The organism is Erythrobacter sp. GH1-10 (genome assembly GCF_045363165.1).
In the GTDB taxonomy this organism is placed as follows: domain Bacteria; phylum Pseudomonadota; class Alphaproteobacteria; order Sphingomonadales; family Sphingomonadaceae; genus Erythrobacter.
The window spans coordinates 283,368-296,566 of sequence record NZ_JBJFLP010000001.1 but is presented as its reverse complement, the minus strand read 5'-3'; the positions used below and the strand labels follow the sequence as shown (position 1 = coordinate 296,566).

The window sequence follows — 13,199 nt, the reverse complement described above, 5'->3', positions numbered from 1 at the left end:
GTGACCCTTCCAACTCGCCGCGATGAGGCCTGGCGCTATGCCGATATCGGCGCGCTCGAGCGGATCGGTGCGGACGCCATCAACGAATGGGAAGACATCACGCTTGCAAAAGGCGAGACCCTGTCGCGGTGCATGCTTGTCGGCAGCGATGCCCCCGAGCTACACCGAATCCGCTTGACGCTGGGCGAAGGCGCTCGAGCCGAGTTCTTTGTCACCAACGCCGGAAACGATTACACGCGCGTCGAGGTCGAAGTGACCCTGGGCAAAGGCGCGCATTTCGAGTTCGGCGGCGTCACGATCGGCGGCGGCGACGCAACCCGCGAATTCGTGACCAAGACCGTACACGCGGAACCCGATGGCACGAGCAACCAGACCGTTCGCAGCGTCCATTGGGACACCGGCACCGGGAATTTCCTTGGCGAGATCAAGGTTGCACGCCACGCGCAGAAGACTGATGCCGCGCAGGACTTCAAGGGTCTGCTGCTTGAGGCGGGCGCGAGCGCCAATGCCGTGCCGCAGCTCGAGATCTTCGCCGACGATGTGAAATGCGCGCACGGCGCCACCGTCGGGCAACTCGATGAGAGCGCGCGCTATTACATGGCCGCTCGCGGGCTCTCCCCGGAACAGGCGCGGCGGCTGCTGGTGCAGGCCTTCCTCGGGGATGCCTTCGTGTCTCTCGGGGACGAGGCCGAGCGCGCGAGGCTGCTCGACGCTGCGTTGGAGAAACTGGAAGGGAGAGAGTGATGACGAAGCAAGCTTGGCTGTTGACTCTATCGGCGGTTGGATCGCTGGCGGGTGGCGCGACGGCGTTATCTGCCGAGGCGCCCGAGGCAGACGCGATTCCGCCAGCAAGCGCGTTCACCACAATCGAGCGGTTCGCGATTACATTCGATACGCCGCGAGACCTTGCCGCATTCTATCTCAAGGACTTCGGCATCGATCCTTACGATGCGAAAATCCGCGATATTGGCAATATGGAGGACCGCTCGGTCCGAACGATGCTGGTGACGGTTGCGGATGGGCTGCAAGATCCTTCGGTTCGCGGCATCCAGCTGCGCTTTGATTTGCGTAACAGCCCCGATGGCTGGGAAGCGGTCGAAGTCGGCCTGCGCCGCAAGTGCCAGCGCGGCCCCAATATGGAAAACTGGACGAGGGACGTGTGCCCTCAATCCTGACCTTATCCCCACCGACCGGAACTGGCAGTTCCGGACCGAACTGGCCGGCGAAGCTGGCCGCGTGTGCGTATTTCGCAGTATGCGCCGTAGCGGCGACGGCGCAGGAACCAGTTCCGGACATTCCCGATTATGTTGCGCCTGACAATTTCATCTCCTGGGTTGGGACTTGGGATTTGAACGAGGAAACGTGCGCCGATCCCGACAGCATTTACCGGCTGCGACTTACGCGGGACGATGCTGCGTTTGGAACCGGGGAGGGGACGCGGATATCGGCCATCCAGCAGAGGTTTCAGGAATGGCACACAGATTATCGGATCAAACTCGCCGATATGTATGATCGCGGCGAGGATCAATCGGTCTATCGGATTGTTTTCCCGGACTCCCGACCCATGATGTATGTCGAAAAACTGCCCGGGATCGATCAGACCCAGAACTTCTTCAGGCGCATCTACATTCGCTGCCCCCAGCCCGAGGGAACGGAATGAACGCGCCCGCCACCCTCAACGTATTGGCCGATCTGCGCGGCGACTTTCCGGGGATGAGCACTTCGGATGGTGCGCCGTGGCATTATCTCGATACTGCCGCGACCGCGCAGAAGCCGCGCGCGGTGATCGATGCGATGGCGCGCGCGCTGGGCGAAGACTATGCCACCGTCCATCGCGGCGTCTATGCACGCTCGGCGGAAATGACCCGCGCTTACGAAGCCGCGCGGCGGCGGATTGCCGCCTTCCTTGGCGGGCAGGAGGAAGAAATCGTCTTCACCCGCGGCGCGACCGAGGCGATCAACCTCGTCGCGAACAGCTGGGGCAGGGCTAACCTGAAGCCGGGCGACCGCATCCTGCTTTCGCAGCTCGAGCACCATTCGAATATCGTGCCGTGGCAGATGGTGGCCGAGGCGACGGGCGCCGAGATCGACGTCTGCCCGCTGACCGAAGACCACAGGATCGACCTCGACGCTGCCGAGGCCATGCTGACCGAGCGCCACAAGCTGGTTGCGCTGTGCCATGTGTCGAACGTGCTCGGCAGCGTACTCGATGCCCCTCGGGCGGCTGAACTTGCAAACGAGGTTGGCGCAAAGTTGCTGCTCGACGGTTGCCAGTCGGCGCCGCACATGGCGGTCGACGTGTCGACGCTCGGCTGCGATTTCTACGTCTTTAGCGCGCACAAGCTTTACGGTCCGACCGGGATCGGCGCGCTGTGGGCGAAGAGCGAAATCCTCGATGCGATGCCCCCATGGGAGGGCGGCGGCGCAATGATCGACCGCGTAACCTTCGAAAAGACCACCTACGCTCCGCCGCCGCAGCGGTTCGAAGCGGGCACTCCCGCAATCGCCGAGGCGATCGCTTTTGCCGCTGCTGCGGATTACGTCGGCGAGATCGGCATCGACCGGATTCATGAGCACGAAGCCCGGCTGGTCGCGCGTCTGCGCCGCGAACTCGGCGCGATGAACGACGTGACGCTGTTCGGCCCCGCCGACGGCGCAGGCATCGTCAGCTTTGCGATCGACGGCATCCACCCGCACGATCTCGGCACGATCCTCGACGAAGTGGATGTCGCGATCCGGGCCGGCCACCATTGTGCTCAGCCGCTGATGGACTATCTCGGGGTCCCGGCGACCGCGCGGGCCAGTTTCGGCCTCTATTCGAACGACGACGATATCGATGCGCTGCTGGAAGGGATCGCCCGCACGCGCCGGATTTTTGGAAGGGAGTAGGCTTTATGAACAAGCCTCAGGACGAGAAAGAATTCGTGGCGGCGCCATCGCCGACCGAGCAGGTCGTCGAAAAGCCGCCGCGCGCACGCGTCGACGATGCGGTCGATCCCGACGAGCCCGCTGCAAAGCGGGAGCGGGATTACCTCGAAGGATTCCTTGCCGCGAAGCCCGCCGATGCGCCTGCTGGCGGTGCGGGCGGCGAATTGCAGACCGCCGTCGTCGACGCGCTCAAGGAAATCTACGATCCCGAAATCCCGGTCAACATCTATGATCTCGGCCTGATCTACGGTGTCGAAGTCGATGACGAGGGCGATGCGACCGTCACCATGACGCTCACCACGCCGCACTGCCCGGTTGCCGAAACCATGCCGGGCGAAGTGGAGCTACGCGCTGCATCGGTGCCCGGTATCCGCGACGCCGAGGTCGTGCTGGTGTGGGATCCGCCGTGGTCGCCGGAGAAGATGTCCGACGAAGCGCGGCTCGAACTGGGGATGCTGTGATGGCCGATACCAAGACCAGAGAACGCCCCGCCGCCGTCATCCTGACCAAGGGCGCGGAGGAGCGGATAGCCCACCTGATGAGCCAGGCGCCAGAGGATGCGATCGGCGTCAAGCTTTCGACCCCGCGCAGGGGCTGTTCGGGACTCGCCTATTCGGTCGATTACGTCACCGAAGAGGAGAAATTCGACGAGAAGATCGAGACCCCCGGCGGCACATTCTACATCGACGGGGCGAGCGTCCTCTATCTGGTCGGATCGACCATGGACTGGCGCGAGGACGACTTCACCGCCGGCTTCGTATTCGACAACCCCAACGCCAAGGGCGCTTGCGGCTGCGGCGAGAGCTTTATGGTCTGATGGCCGCAACTGTCGAGCTGACGACAACACTGGACTGTTCGCTCGACGAGGCATGGCATTGGGTGCAGCGCCCGGCGCTGCTCGACCACATTGCAAGCCCGTTGCTCCGGTTCGGATATCCGCCTTCGTTCGACCGCGATGCACCGTGGACCGTCGGGGAACATCGCGTTCAGCTTTATGCTTTCGGCGTCGTTCCGCTAGGATGGCAGATCATTGGCATCGAATTGCCTGAAACGGACGAGGAGCGTCGTATCTTGCGCGACAATGGCCGGTCGCCCCTCATCAGCCGCTGGGACCATTGGATCGTCATGGCGCCTTCAGCCGATGGCGAGCAAACCACCTACACGGACCGGGTGCATATCGAAGCCGGTCTGCTGACACCGGCGATCGCGGCGTATGCGCGCAGGTTCTACGCGCATCGCCAGAAACGCTGGCGCGCGCTCGCAGCAAGCGATTTTGCGGCTTTGCAGCGCTGAGCTTCAGTCCGCGTCGACGATGCGGGCGACTACGCGACGTTCCAGTTCGTCGATCTGACCGTTCTTTGCCATCTGTTCCTCCAGCCATGACTGCTCGAATTCGGTTACTTCGTGTCCGGCTGCGGCATCGGCGAAATAGTCGTTCTGCGGTCCATCCTGGCCATTCAGATGGCTGATCGCCCAACCGACGTTGCGGCCGACATGCTTGGATTGCTTGAGCACGCTGGCGAGGAACGCAGCGTGTCCTTTGCTTTCGGCCTCGACGAATTTCACCAGCTCGAGCTTGCGCTCGTGGCTCAGCTGGGCGTTGTCGAGCACGAAGCCGCGCAGGAAATTGGCGACGCCATCGACGAACAGGTCGCCCCATTCGTCGGCGTTCTCGTCCTCGAGCGTGGCGTCCTTGATCCGGAACAGCAGTTCGGCGTCGAAGCGGCTGACCGCAGCGGGGCCGTAGCCGCCACTGGCGAAGATCACACGGCGGAGAATACGGCATTCGGCCGCCGAGATATGCGTCGCCGACAGCTCACCGCCGCAGCGGGTGGGGCCGACCCCGGTGAGAACTTCACGTTCGATCTGTTCGAGCACGTAATTCTTGAGTTTCTCGGGGACATTCTCCGCCCGCTCGATGACGCGAACAAGCGTTTCGAGCTCGACAACGCTCTCTACCACGCCGTCATGGTCGACCTGGGCGATGAGCCATTCGGCTTCCTCGCGCGAACACTGAAGGCGCGGCTGAGTGCCGTTGAGAACGAATTCGCCGATTGCCTCGACGAAGAAGTCGCACCACTCGTCGTCGCGCTCGGTGAGAGCATTGTTCACCGCGAACAGCGCTTCGGCTTCCTCGCGGGTGATGATGCCGTCGCCCCAACCCTGTCGCCGAAGCGACAGGAGTTCCTGCGGCGAGATTTCGCCATCGGCGGCGGCGCGCTGCGCCAGCTCGGTAAAATGCGTAGTCATGACCCGGTCAAATCCCTTCGAAAACTCGTAGAGGGCTATGGCACGAATGTGCTTAAGACCGGGTTACCGGCGGCTTATCTCCGCGAGGCAGCGGGCTTTGTCGACCCCGGCTCCGCCTTTGCGCAGACGGGCTTCGACATGGGTTGCGACCGGCTCTCCGCCCGCCTGCAGAGGGTAGAGGTAGATATCGAGCACGCAGCTCGCGCCGCCATACTGGAGCTTGCGCGCGTCGCCTTCGACGAGGTCGATACGGGGCTTGCCGAAGCGCGCGAGGAGCGCCGATGCGCGCTGGCCGACAATGCTCTCGGTGCCCCTTTCGCGGGATAGCTCCGGGGTTCGGACGGCCTCTCGCACCGGGGTGACGGGCGCGGGCGCTGTCCTTGCGCTGGGCGTGGTCGGTACGAGGATCAGCTTCGAGCCTCCGGCGCAGGCGGATAGCGCCGCGCAGGCGAGAATGACCGAAACCCTACGCATCAATCCGCCCTTTGCGGTGCATTGCGTCATGCGTCAGGTGTGTGCCGGCGGCTGCGCCCAAAATCGGGGCGACGAGATTGGCGAACGGGACCAGCATCAACGCCGCGATCGCTCCGCCCAGCATCAGCCGCTCGCTCCCGAGCACCGGATTCTGCCCGGGTGGATTGCCCGAATGCCGCAGCCACGCCATGTCGGTCAGCTCGCGCCCGAGCAGCACCGCGTTGACCAGCAGGAACACGATCGCCGGGCCGAAGGCGGTGAAGATCAGGATTGCGGCCACCGGCAGCGCCAGCAGGTTGAACGCCAGCGCGCGGCCCAGACCCCTCAGCGAATTGGCGAGATCGCGGCGGAAGGGCAGCGCCACTGCGCGCTCGGCGAGATCGGGATAATGCGCCTTCTCGACCGCTATCACGATCTCGTCGGCAAAGAATTGCAGCACCGCGAGCGCGACCACGCGGAACAGGAACCAAAAAGCGATCACCGCGATCACGATTGCTGCGGCCGCGCGAACAAATCCGTCGGCCTCCCATTCCAGCCATGCGAACAGCCCATCGAGCCCGAAGTAGAGCCCCACGCCGGCCAGCACGAAGATCAGCGCGGTGATCCCGATGCTCTTCGCCGCCACCCGCAGGATCGCGGGATCTCCCAATTGTCCGAAGGCCTTGGCCAGGGATGCGATTACAGCGCCCATCGGGCCAAGCGATGCTGCGGCGCGGCCCCGAAGTCAAACGCCATCTCCCGCTCATCCACCCTTGGCCAATCGTCTCGATCCCGCTAGGCGCTCTCTCCATTATTCCGACGAGCCAATTGAGGACACAATCCTTTGACCGAACCCCGTTACGACGTGATCGCCATCGGCAATGCCGTGGTCGACGTTATCGCCTCTTGCCAAGAAGAGCTGATCGACGAGCTCCAGCTTAACCGCGGGGGCATGACCCTGATCGACGAGGCGCGCGCGGACGAGCTTTATGCCGCTATGCCGCCTGCGCGCGAAGTTTCGGGCGGCTCGGCGGCGAACACGCTCGCCGGCCTTTCGACGCTCGGCCTGCAATGCGCCTTTATCGGGCAGGTCGCCGACGACCAGCTCGGCAAGGTCTTCCGCCACGACATGCGCGCCACCGGCATCGATTTCGACACGCCAGCGCGCGATGGCGAACCGGCGACGGGCCGGGTGCTGATCTTCGTCACCCCCGATGGCGAGCGGACGATGAACACCTTCCTCGGCGCGGGCCAGTACCTGCCCGCCAGCGCGCTCGACGAAGACCTCATCGCGAGCGGCGCGATCCTCTATCTCGAAGGCTACCTGTGGGATCCGGAAGAACCCCGCAACGCCATGCGCCGCGCGATCGAAGTGGCTCGCAAGGCCGGTCGCAAGATCGCCTTCACCGCCTCCGAAAGCTTCGTGATCGACCGTCACGGCGACGATTTCCGCGCGATGATCGAGGACGGCGTGATCGACATCCTGTTCGTCAACGAACACGAGCTGGCGACGCTGACCGGCGAAGACGATTTCGAAGCCGGTATCGCCGCTGTCAAAGACAAGGTCCCGGTGCTGGTCGCGACCCGCAGCGAGAAAGGCGCGATTGCCATCGCCCATGGAAAACGCGCCGAGGTGAAGGCCGAACCGATCGACAAGGTCGTCGACACCACGGGCGCAGGCGACCAGTTCGCGGCCGGCTTCCTTTCGGGCTTTGCCAAGGAAGAGGATCTGCAGGCGTGCCTCCGGCGCGGTGCGATCGCCGCCGCCGAGGTGATCTCGCATTACGGCCCGCGCCCCGAGGTCGATCTCAAGGCGCTGATGGTCGAGAAACTCTGAAGCCGACGAAGTTGACACTGTGTCAAGCAGGCTTTCGGGCAATTAATTCAAATATTCAGGGCACTTACGACGGATTGGCGAAGTTGACACTTTGCCAAATCGAAATCAGCATTCGACAGGGTGCGGACGATGCGAAAGAGCCGCGCGCATCCTACCGCGCGCGGCCCGTGTAGGAAAATCGCTCAGGCGGGAGCCGGTGGAGCCTTTGCGGGCGCCTTGCCGGCCTCCCAGCCGAACCATGCCGCAGCAACCCCGAGCGCAATCCCCGTCGCCAGCGTCAAGGCTTCGGGTATCGTTGCATAGGCTGTGAACAGGGTTCCGAAGACTGGCATCGACGGTGCGAACCACATCATCACCGATTGCAACGCCATGAAGAATATCGCCGTCAACCACGGCGCGCCGTGCTTGCGATCGCGCAGATAGAGCGCCAGCGCCAGGCCGATCATGAGCGCATTGCTGATGGCGATCGTGTCGAACACCGCCTGCGGCCCTTCGCTGCCGATCACGTTCATCCAAGGGAACATCTGCTCCATCATCCGGCTGAACGGGGATTCGAACAGGATCATCGGCGTCGCCAGCATGTATCCGGCGTGCAGCTTCACGTTTCGCCGGTGTTTCAGCGCCTGGTAGAACAGCGTGAGGTAGGCGGCGATGGCGATCGTCATTCCGATCCCGAACGATGGCCCTGCGTACACAATAAACGGGCTTTCCTGCGCAGCAAAGCGCGCGGCCGAAACGTTTATGATCATCACGAAGCCGAGGATCAGAAAAGGAAACAGCACAAAGCTGGCCTTGCCCATCTGCTTGTGGAGCGCGTTGCCGCGGCGCTGGATCGTGACGTGCTGCGCGATCAGCAGCGCCAGCCAGGTCATCGACGAGATCGCATGGACATGAAAGGCCAGCGGCATGGCTCCGCCGACCTGCGAAAAATAGCTCGCCCAGAAGCCGCCGACGATGACGAGCAGAACGACGCCGACGAAATAGTGTGCGTGGCGATACGGCATTGAGACCCCCCTTCCCAATGCGACCCGGGCGGAGTGGTATCACGGCCCGGCGATAAAGACCAAATCGCCGTTGGCACTCGAACCGGCGGTGCCCGCCGCCGCCCACCCTTGGGTACTGGCGACGACGGGCCTTGTCGCGCTCCACCCGACTGGAGAGAATGACGCCGGGCGGAGCTTCGGGGATCAGCGTTGCGAGTGCGCGAGGCCCTGCTTCGAGCGTTTCGCATGCGCGCGGGCGATCACTGCGCTGCGCACCTCTTCCACTTCGGCGCGCTTTTCGGCGATGCACTGGCGCGTTTCGGTTGCAACTCTCACCGAGCGCGTCTGGCCCGCATCGCAGACCCGCCGGACTGCCTGCTTAAGCCGGCGGTCGAGCGTCGCCCGACCGGCCTCCTCGGTGAGGTCGAGATCGGAATAGTCGACCGCGACACGGCTTTCGTTCGGTGCGGCCCTTGCGGGCCCGGGAATCGCGCCGAGGGCGAGGATCAGGGGCAATGTAAGGGCGATAAGGCGCGAAATTGCGAGCGTGTGTACTGGATTGGTCATATCGGTCTCCCTTGTGTTGGCCTCCTGGAAATGGCCTGAGAAGAGCTGAAATACCAATCAAACGCTGGCCATAAGCATAAGCCTGACTTATGAATGCGAAATGCCGTCGCTCCCGCCTCTCTCCGCCATCCGTGCTTTCGAAGCGGCTGCGCGGCACAAGAACTTCACCCGTGCGGGGGAGGAGCTGGGCCTGACCCAGGCGGGTGTCAGCTACCAGATCAAGAGCCTGGAAGAGCGGGTCGGCATGGTCCTGTTCGTGCGCGAAGGGCGTTCGATGGAGCTGACCCCGGCGGGCGAAGCGCTCGCGCCGCGCATCAGCCAGGCTTTCGCGACCATGCAGAGCGCCTTTTCCGCACTCAGCGATACCGACGATTCGGTCCTGACCATCGCCTGTTTCGAAACCTTCGCCGCGAAACTGCTCGCCTCGCGCCTCGGCGGGTTCCAGCTCGCCCATCCCGAAATCGCGGTCCGGCTCGATGTCGGCAATCACTTCGTCGATCTCGAGGCGGGGGATGCCGACCTCGCGATCAGGCTTTCGCGCGACGTGCCGTCATCGCTCGAGGCACACGACCTTATGCCGCTCGAAATCGCCCCTTTCGCTCATCCCGATTTCATCGCGCAGCACCCCGAGCTTCTCGATGACGACCCCGCGATTCCCGCGTCCCTGCGGCTCTCGCCCAGAACGGCGTGGTGGCAGGCATGGGACGAGGCACGGTGCGCGTCCGGCGACGACAAGGGACAGAGCGGAAAGCCGCGCGGGTTGCAGTTCGAATCGCAAGTGCTCGATTCTGCGGCGGCGATGAGCGGCAATGGGGTGGCGATCCTCGCCCCGGCGCTGTTCCATGCCGAGATGGAGAACGGGCAATTGGCGCAGATCGGCACGCAGGTTGCGCGAACGGGTCCGATCTTCCGCCTGATCTATCCAGAAGTCCGCCGACACTCGACCAAGGTCAGAGCGTTTCGCGCCTGGCTGATGGAGGAATTCGGTCCGATCTTCGCGGCTCACTCGGCCGGCACGTAATCCTCGCGCCGCAGCGTCACCATGTAATCGGCGATCTGCTCGACATGCCCGGGCTCGAGATCGAAATCCATCACCTCGGGGTAATTGTGCGCATCGGCGAGCCATGTGCCGAGCGTGTCCTCGGTGAGCCCTTCGCGGTTGGCGATCGCCTCGAAACTGGGCGCGGCCGGATTGGGCGAGAGGAACGGCGGCTGGACCGCATGACACCCTCCGCAGGCGGCCTCGACGAAAGCGGGCGGCTGCGGGTCGGAAGCGGCGGCTTCGGGCGCGGAGCGATAGGTTTGGCAAGCCGACAGCGAAGCGGCGAGGGCGACGGCGGCAAGCGCGCTGAGCGGGGCTTTGATCATGCTCGCAGAAAAGCACGTTTCGGCGGGATTGTCATTGATGGGGATCAATTGTCCCGTTCCCGCTCGACCTCGCGCCAGCCGATGTCGCGGCGGCAGAATCCGCTCTCGAAGCCAATCGCGTCAACCGCCGCATAGGCTGCCTTTTGCGCCTCGGTGACGTTTGCGCCCGTCGCGGTCACATTGAGCACGCGGCCGCCGCTGGCGACCAGCTGGCCGTCCTTCATCGCGGTTCCGGCGTGGAAGACCTTTGCGCCGCCCGCTTCCGCATCGCCGAGGTCGATCGCGCCGCCCTTCTCGGGCGTGCCGGGATAGCCTTCCGCCGCCATCACCACCGTCAGCGCGGTATCGTCGGTGAATTCGCCTTTCACACCCGCCAGCTCGCCCTTGGCGCAGGCCATCATCACTGCCGCCAGGTCGCCTGCGAAGCGCATCATCAGCACCTGGCATTCGGGATCGCCGAAGCGGCAGTTGTATTCGATCAGCTTCGGCCCGTCGGCGGTCAGCATCAGGCCGGCATAGAGCACGCCCGAATAGGGCATGCCCTCGGCGCGCATGGCCTCGACCGTGGGCTTGATGATTTCTTCGAGGGTGCGTTGCTGCAGTTCGGGCGTCAGCACCGGAGCGGGGGAATAAGCCCCCATTCCCCCCGTATTGGGGCCTTCGTCACCGTCGCCGACCCGCTTGTGATCCTGCGCCGTGCCAAAGGGCAGGATCGTCTCTCCATCCGTGAGGACGAAGAAGCTTGCCTCCTCGCCTTCGAGGAATTCCTCGACCACCGCCTTTGCGCCCGTCGTGTTCGTTTCGCCGTCGCCGCCGAACAGGTCGATAAAGGTGTGACGCGCCTCATCGTTGTACCCGGCAATGACGACGCCCTTACCTGCGGCTAGGCCGTCGGCCTTGATGACATAGGGCGCGCCTGTGCCAAGGGCGGTCATCGCCTTCCCGCCCTCATTGTAATTGTGCACCTCGAAATAGCGCGCGGTGGGGATGCCGGCGCGGTCGCAAAGACGTTTGGTGAAGGATTTCGAGCCTTCGAGCTGCGCTGCCAGTTGCGAAGGGCCAAAAACGGCAAAGCCCTTGGCGCGCAGGGAATCTGCCAACCCGTCGACCAAGGGTGCTTCGGGGCCGATCACGACCAGGTCGACACCGTTGGTGGCGCAGAAATGCGTGACCGCACCGTGGTCGCTTGCATCGAGGGTCACCAGCTCGGCGTCCTCCGCGATCCCCGGATTCCCGGGGGCGGCATAGAGTTTGGTGCAGCTCGGGGATTGCGCGAGCTTCCACGCTAACGCATGTTCGCGTCCACCCGACCCCAGAAGCAGGATATTCATGGCCCCTCCGCCAACCGATTCAGAAACTAACGGGCTGGTAGCGCGCAGCCGCGCAGGCGACAACGCCGAGCCGCTCTCGATCACCGAGATTTCGAATGCCTTGAAGCGCACGGTGGAGGACCGCTTCGGCCATGTCCGGCTGCGCGGCGAGCTTTCGGGGGTGAAGCGCGCGGCTTCGGGCCACCTCTATTGCGCGCTCAAGGACGACAAGGCGGTGCTCGACGGGGTGATGTGGCGCGGGAACACCAATCGCCTCGCCTTCGTGCCCGAGGACGGGCTGGAGGTGATCGCGACCGGCAAGCTGACGACCTATGCCGGGCGTTCGAAATACCAGATCGTGATGGAGAGCCTCGAACTGGCGGGTGAGGGCGCATTGTTGGCGTTGCTCGAAAAGACTCGCGCAAGGCTGGAGGCGGAAGGGTTGTTCGCGCGCGAGCGGAAGCGACCGCTGCCGTTCCTCCCGAAGACCATCGGCGTGGTCACCTCGCCAACCGGATCGGTTATCCGTGACATTCTCCACCGGCTTGCCGATCGCTTCCCCAGCCATGTTGTCGTGTGGCCGGTTCTGGTGCAAGGGCAGGGCGCGGCCGATCAGGTCGCCAATGCCGTGCGCCGTTTTTCCTCGATGGAGTCCGGCGGCCCGGTTGCCCGACCCGATGTGGTGATCGTCGCGCGCGGGGGCGGATCGATCGAGGATCTGTGGAGCTTCAACGAGGAGATCGTGGTCCGCGCTATCGCTGAATGTACCATTCCGGTGATTTCGGCAGTGGGGCACGAAACCGATACGACCCTCGCCGACTACGCCGCCGACCGGCGCGCGCCGACGCCGACCGCCGCAGCGGAGATCGCGGTGCCGGTGCGGGCCGATCTCGAAGCGAGCCTTGCCGATTTCGCCGCGCGCCAGCGCCGCGCGGTGTATCGCCCGGTCGAACTGGGGCGCGAACGGCTGGAGGCACGCACGCGGCGGATGCCCAAGCCCGAAAGCCTGCTGCAACCGCAGGCGCAGCGCCTCGACGAGGCCGCGGAACGGCTGCGGCGCGGGCTGACCGATCGCGCGGCACAGGGGCGCGAACGGCTGGCGGGTGTAGCCTCGCGGCTCTCTCCCAATGCCCTCAAGCGCGCGCATGCCGATGCGACGCGCAGACTGGCCAATGCGCGGCTTGCCCCCGCGCTTGTGACTCGTCCGCTCGCCTCCAAGCGCGACCAGCTCGCATCGCTCGCCCGCCTCGCAAGCCAGCTCCATCCCGAAAGGCCGCTCGAGCGCGGCTATGCCATCGTCCGCGACGCGGCTGGCAAGGCGCTCACCAGCAAGGCGCAGGCCGAGCGCGAGGCCGCGCTTAAGCTCCAATTCAAGGACGATGTGCTTGATGTCGTGCCCAATGCTGCGGCGAGCCCCGCAGCTCCCCGCCGCGCAGCGAAACCGAAGCCCAAGCCCGGAACCGCTGCCAAACAGGAAGATTTGTTTGACTGACCCCCGAATGG

17 protein-coding genes are annotated in these 13,199 nt (G+C 64.3%); 10 read left to right on the top strand and 7 right to left on the bottom strand.

What is annotated here, in order from left to right:
* Genes ACI5KX_RS01475 through ACI5KX_RS01445 form a run of 7 tightly spaced genes read left to right on the top strand, consistent with a single transcriptional unit; the run spans nt 1 to nt 4,221 of the window.
* Nucleotides 1-744, top strand: a complete 744-nt coding sequence (locus tag ACI5KX_RS01475; RefSeq protein WP_406808904.1) for a SufD family Fe-S cluster assembly protein — start codon at nt 1-3, stop codon at nt 742-744.
* A complete protein-coding gene (locus ACI5KX_RS01470; protein ID WP_406808903.1) occupies nt 744-1,175 on the top strand; it encodes a hypothetical protein in 432 nt (143 codons plus the stop codon). The genes ACI5KX_RS01475 and ACI5KX_RS01470 overlap by 1 nt, the downstream gene beginning before the upstream one ends.
* Nucleotides 1,160-1,660, top strand: coding sequence for a hypothetical protein (locus ACI5KX_RS01465; RefSeq protein WP_406808902.1), 501 nt, complete (start codon nt 1,160-1,162; stop codon nt 1,658-1,660). The genes ACI5KX_RS01470 and ACI5KX_RS01465 overlap by 16 nt, the downstream gene beginning before the upstream one ends.
* Nucleotides 1,657-2,889, top strand: coding sequence for an aminotransferase class V-fold PLP-dependent enzyme (locus ACI5KX_RS01460; protein WP_406808901.1), 1,233 nt, complete (start codon nt 1,657-1,659; stop codon nt 2,887-2,889). The genes ACI5KX_RS01465 and ACI5KX_RS01460 overlap by 4 nt, the downstream gene beginning before the upstream one ends.
* A gap of 5 nt (nt 2,890-2,894) precedes the next feature.
* Nucleotides 2,895-3,389: an SUF system Fe-S cluster assembly protein gene (locus tag ACI5KX_RS01455; RefSeq protein WP_406808900.1), complete on the top strand. Its 495-nt coding sequence runs from the start codon at nt 2,895-2,897 to the stop codon at nt 3,387-3,389.
* Nucleotides 3,389-3,745 carry a HesB/IscA family protein gene (locus ACI5KX_RS01450; RefSeq protein WP_406808899.1) on the top strand — a complete coding sequence of 119 codons (357 nt, stop codon included), beginning with the start codon at nt 3,389-3,391 and terminating at the stop codon, nt 3,743-3,745. Before ACI5KX_RS01455 ends, ACI5KX_RS01450 begins: the two co-directional genes overlap by 1 nt.
* Nucleotides 3,745-4,221, top strand: coding sequence for a hypothetical protein (locus ACI5KX_RS01445; protein ID WP_406808898.1), 477 nt, complete (start codon nt 3,745-3,747; stop codon nt 4,219-4,221). Before ACI5KX_RS01450 ends, ACI5KX_RS01445 begins: the two co-directional genes overlap by 1 nt.
* Nucleotides 4,222-4,224: 3 nt before the next feature.
* Here the strand turns inward: ACI5KX_RS01445 and ACI5KX_RS01440 are convergent, their stop codons facing one another.
* The 3 genes from ACI5KX_RS01440 to ACI5KX_RS01430 all read right to left on the bottom strand — a co-directional run bounded on the left by ACI5KX_RS01440 (nt 4,225) and on the right by ACI5KX_RS01430 (nt 6,343).
* Nucleotides 4,225-5,178 (bottom strand): hypothetical protein, encoded by a 954-nt coding sequence (locus ACI5KX_RS01440; protein ID WP_406808897.1) that lies wholly within the window; start codon nt 5,176-5,178, stop codon nt 4,225-4,227.
* Nucleotides 5,179-5,241: 63 nt separating this feature from the next.
* On the bottom strand, nt 5,242-5,652 hold the full coding sequence (locus ACI5KX_RS01435) for a hypothetical protein (protein WP_406808896.1): 411 nt from the start codon (nt 5,650-5,652) through the stop codon (nt 5,242-5,244).
* On the bottom strand, nt 5,645-6,343 hold the full coding sequence (locus ACI5KX_RS01430; protein WP_406808895.1) for an EI24 domain-containing protein: 699 nt from the start codon (nt 6,341-6,343) through the stop codon (nt 5,645-5,647). The genes ACI5KX_RS01435 and ACI5KX_RS01430 overlap by 8 nt, the downstream gene beginning before the upstream one ends.
* 132 nt (nt 6,344-6,475) lie before the next feature.
* On the opposite strand from ACI5KX_RS01430, the gene ACI5KX_RS01425 reads away from it, so the two are divergent.
* Nucleotides 6,476-7,468: an adenosine kinase gene (locus tag ACI5KX_RS01425; RefSeq protein WP_406808894.1), complete on the top strand. Its 993-nt coding sequence runs from the start codon at nt 6,476-6,478 to the stop codon at nt 7,466-7,468.
* A gap of 182 nt (nt 7,469-7,650) precedes the next feature.
* On the opposite strand, the gene ACI5KX_RS01420 is transcribed toward ACI5KX_RS01425, so the two are convergent.
* Together ACI5KX_RS01420 and ACI5KX_RS01415 are read right to left on the bottom strand one after the other, a co-directional pair.
* Complete coding sequence (locus ACI5KX_RS01420) at nt 7,651-8,472, bottom strand: hypothetical protein (RefSeq protein WP_406808893.1); 822 nt, start codon at nt 8,470-8,472, stop codon at nt 7,651-7,653.
* A 183-nt stretch (nt 8,473-8,655) separates the two neighbouring features.
* Entirely contained in the window at nt 8,656-9,018 is a 363-nt protein-coding gene (locus ACI5KX_RS01415; protein WP_406808892.1) for a UrcA family protein, read from the bottom strand.
* A gap of 100 nt (nt 9,019-9,118) precedes the next feature.
* Between ACI5KX_RS01415 and ACI5KX_RS01410 the strand changes: the two genes are divergently transcribed.
* A complete protein-coding gene (locus tag ACI5KX_RS01410; protein WP_406808891.1) occupies nt 9,119-10,039 on the top strand; it encodes a LysR substrate-binding domain-containing protein in 921 nt (306 codons plus the stop codon).
* On the opposite strand, the gene ACI5KX_RS01405 is transcribed toward ACI5KX_RS01410, so the two are convergent.
* Complete coding sequence (locus ACI5KX_RS01405) at nt 10,021-10,386, bottom strand: hypothetical protein (RefSeq protein WP_406808890.1); 366 nt, start codon at nt 10,384-10,386, stop codon at nt 10,021-10,023. The two genes, ACI5KX_RS01410 and ACI5KX_RS01405, sit on opposite strands and share 19 nt — an antisense overlap.
* A 44-nt stretch (nt 10,387-10,430) precedes the next feature.
* The gene (gene purD / locus ACI5KX_RS01400; protein WP_406808889.1) at nt 10,431-11,717 is read right to left on the bottom strand and encodes a phosphoribosylamine--glycine ligase; all 1,287 of its coding nucleotides are present in this window, start codon (nt 11,715-11,717) and stop codon (nt 10,431-10,433) included.
* Between purD and xseA the strand changes: the two genes are divergently transcribed.
* Nucleotides 11,716-13,188: an exodeoxyribonuclease VII large subunit gene (gene xseA, locus ACI5KX_RS01395; protein ID WP_406808888.1), complete on the top strand. Its 1,473-nt coding sequence runs from the start codon at nt 11,716-11,718 to the stop codon at nt 13,186-13,188. The two genes, purD and xseA, sit on opposite strands and share 2 nt — an antisense overlap.
* Nucleotides 13,189-13,199 lie beyond the last annotated feature (11 nt).

Excerpts from the sequence above, each read along its gene's own strand:
- ACI5KX_RS01470 (WP_406808903.1), top strand. The coding sequence starts at position 744 with ATGACGAAGCAAGCTTGGCTGTTGACTCTATCGGCGGTTGGATCGCTG.
- ACI5KX_RS01460 (WP_406808901.1), top strand. The coding sequence starts at position 1,657 with ATGAACGCGCCCGCCACCCTCAACGTATTGGCCGATCTGCGCGGCGAC.
- ACI5KX_RS01455 (WP_406808900.1), top strand. The coding sequence starts at position 2,895 with ATGAACAAGCCTCAGGACGAGAAAGAATTCGTGGCGGCGCCATCGCCG.
- ACI5KX_RS01450 (WP_406808899.1), top strand. The coding sequence starts at position 3,389 with ATGGCCGATACCAAGACCAGAGAACGCCCCGCCGCCGTCATCCTGACC.
- ACI5KX_RS01445 (WP_406808898.1), top strand. The coding sequence starts at position 3,745 with ATGGCCGCAACTGTCGAGCTGACGACAACACTGGACTGTTCGCTCGAC.
- ACI5KX_RS01440 (WP_406808897.1), bottom strand. The coding sequence starts at position 5,178 with ATGACTACGCATTTTACCGAGCTGGCGCAGCGCGCCGCCGCCGATGGC.
- ACI5KX_RS01435 (WP_406808896.1), bottom strand. The coding sequence starts at position 5,652 with ATGCGTAGGGTTTCGGTCATTCTCGCCTGCGCGGCGCTATCCGCCTGC.
- ACI5KX_RS01430 (WP_406808895.1), bottom strand. The coding sequence starts at position 6,343 with ATGGGCGCTGTAATCGCATCCCTGGCCAAGGCCTTCGGACAATTGGGA.
- ACI5KX_RS01420 (WP_406808893.1), bottom strand. The coding sequence starts at position 8,472 with ATGCCGTATCGCCACGCACACTATTTCGTCGGCGTCGTTCTGCTCGTC.
- ACI5KX_RS01415 (WP_406808892.1), bottom strand. The coding sequence starts at position 9,018 with ATGACCAATCCAGTACACACGCTCGCAATTTCGCGCCTTATCGCCCTT.
- ACI5KX_RS01410 (WP_406808891.1), top strand. The coding sequence starts at position 9,119 with ATGCCGTCGCTCCCGCCTCTCTCCGCCATCCGTGCTTTCGAAGCGGCT.
- ACI5KX_RS01405 (WP_406808890.1), bottom strand. The coding sequence starts at position 10,386 with ATGATCAAAGCCCCGCTCAGCGCGCTTGCCGCCGTCGCCCTCGCCGCT.
- xseA (WP_406808888.1), top strand. The coding sequence starts at position 11,716 with ATGGCCCCTCCGCCAACCGATTCAGAAACTAACGGGCTGGTAGCGCGC.
- purD (WP_406808889.1), bottom strand. The coding sequence starts at position 11,717 with ATGAATATCCTGCTTCTGGGGTCGGGTGGACGCGAACATGCGTTAGCG.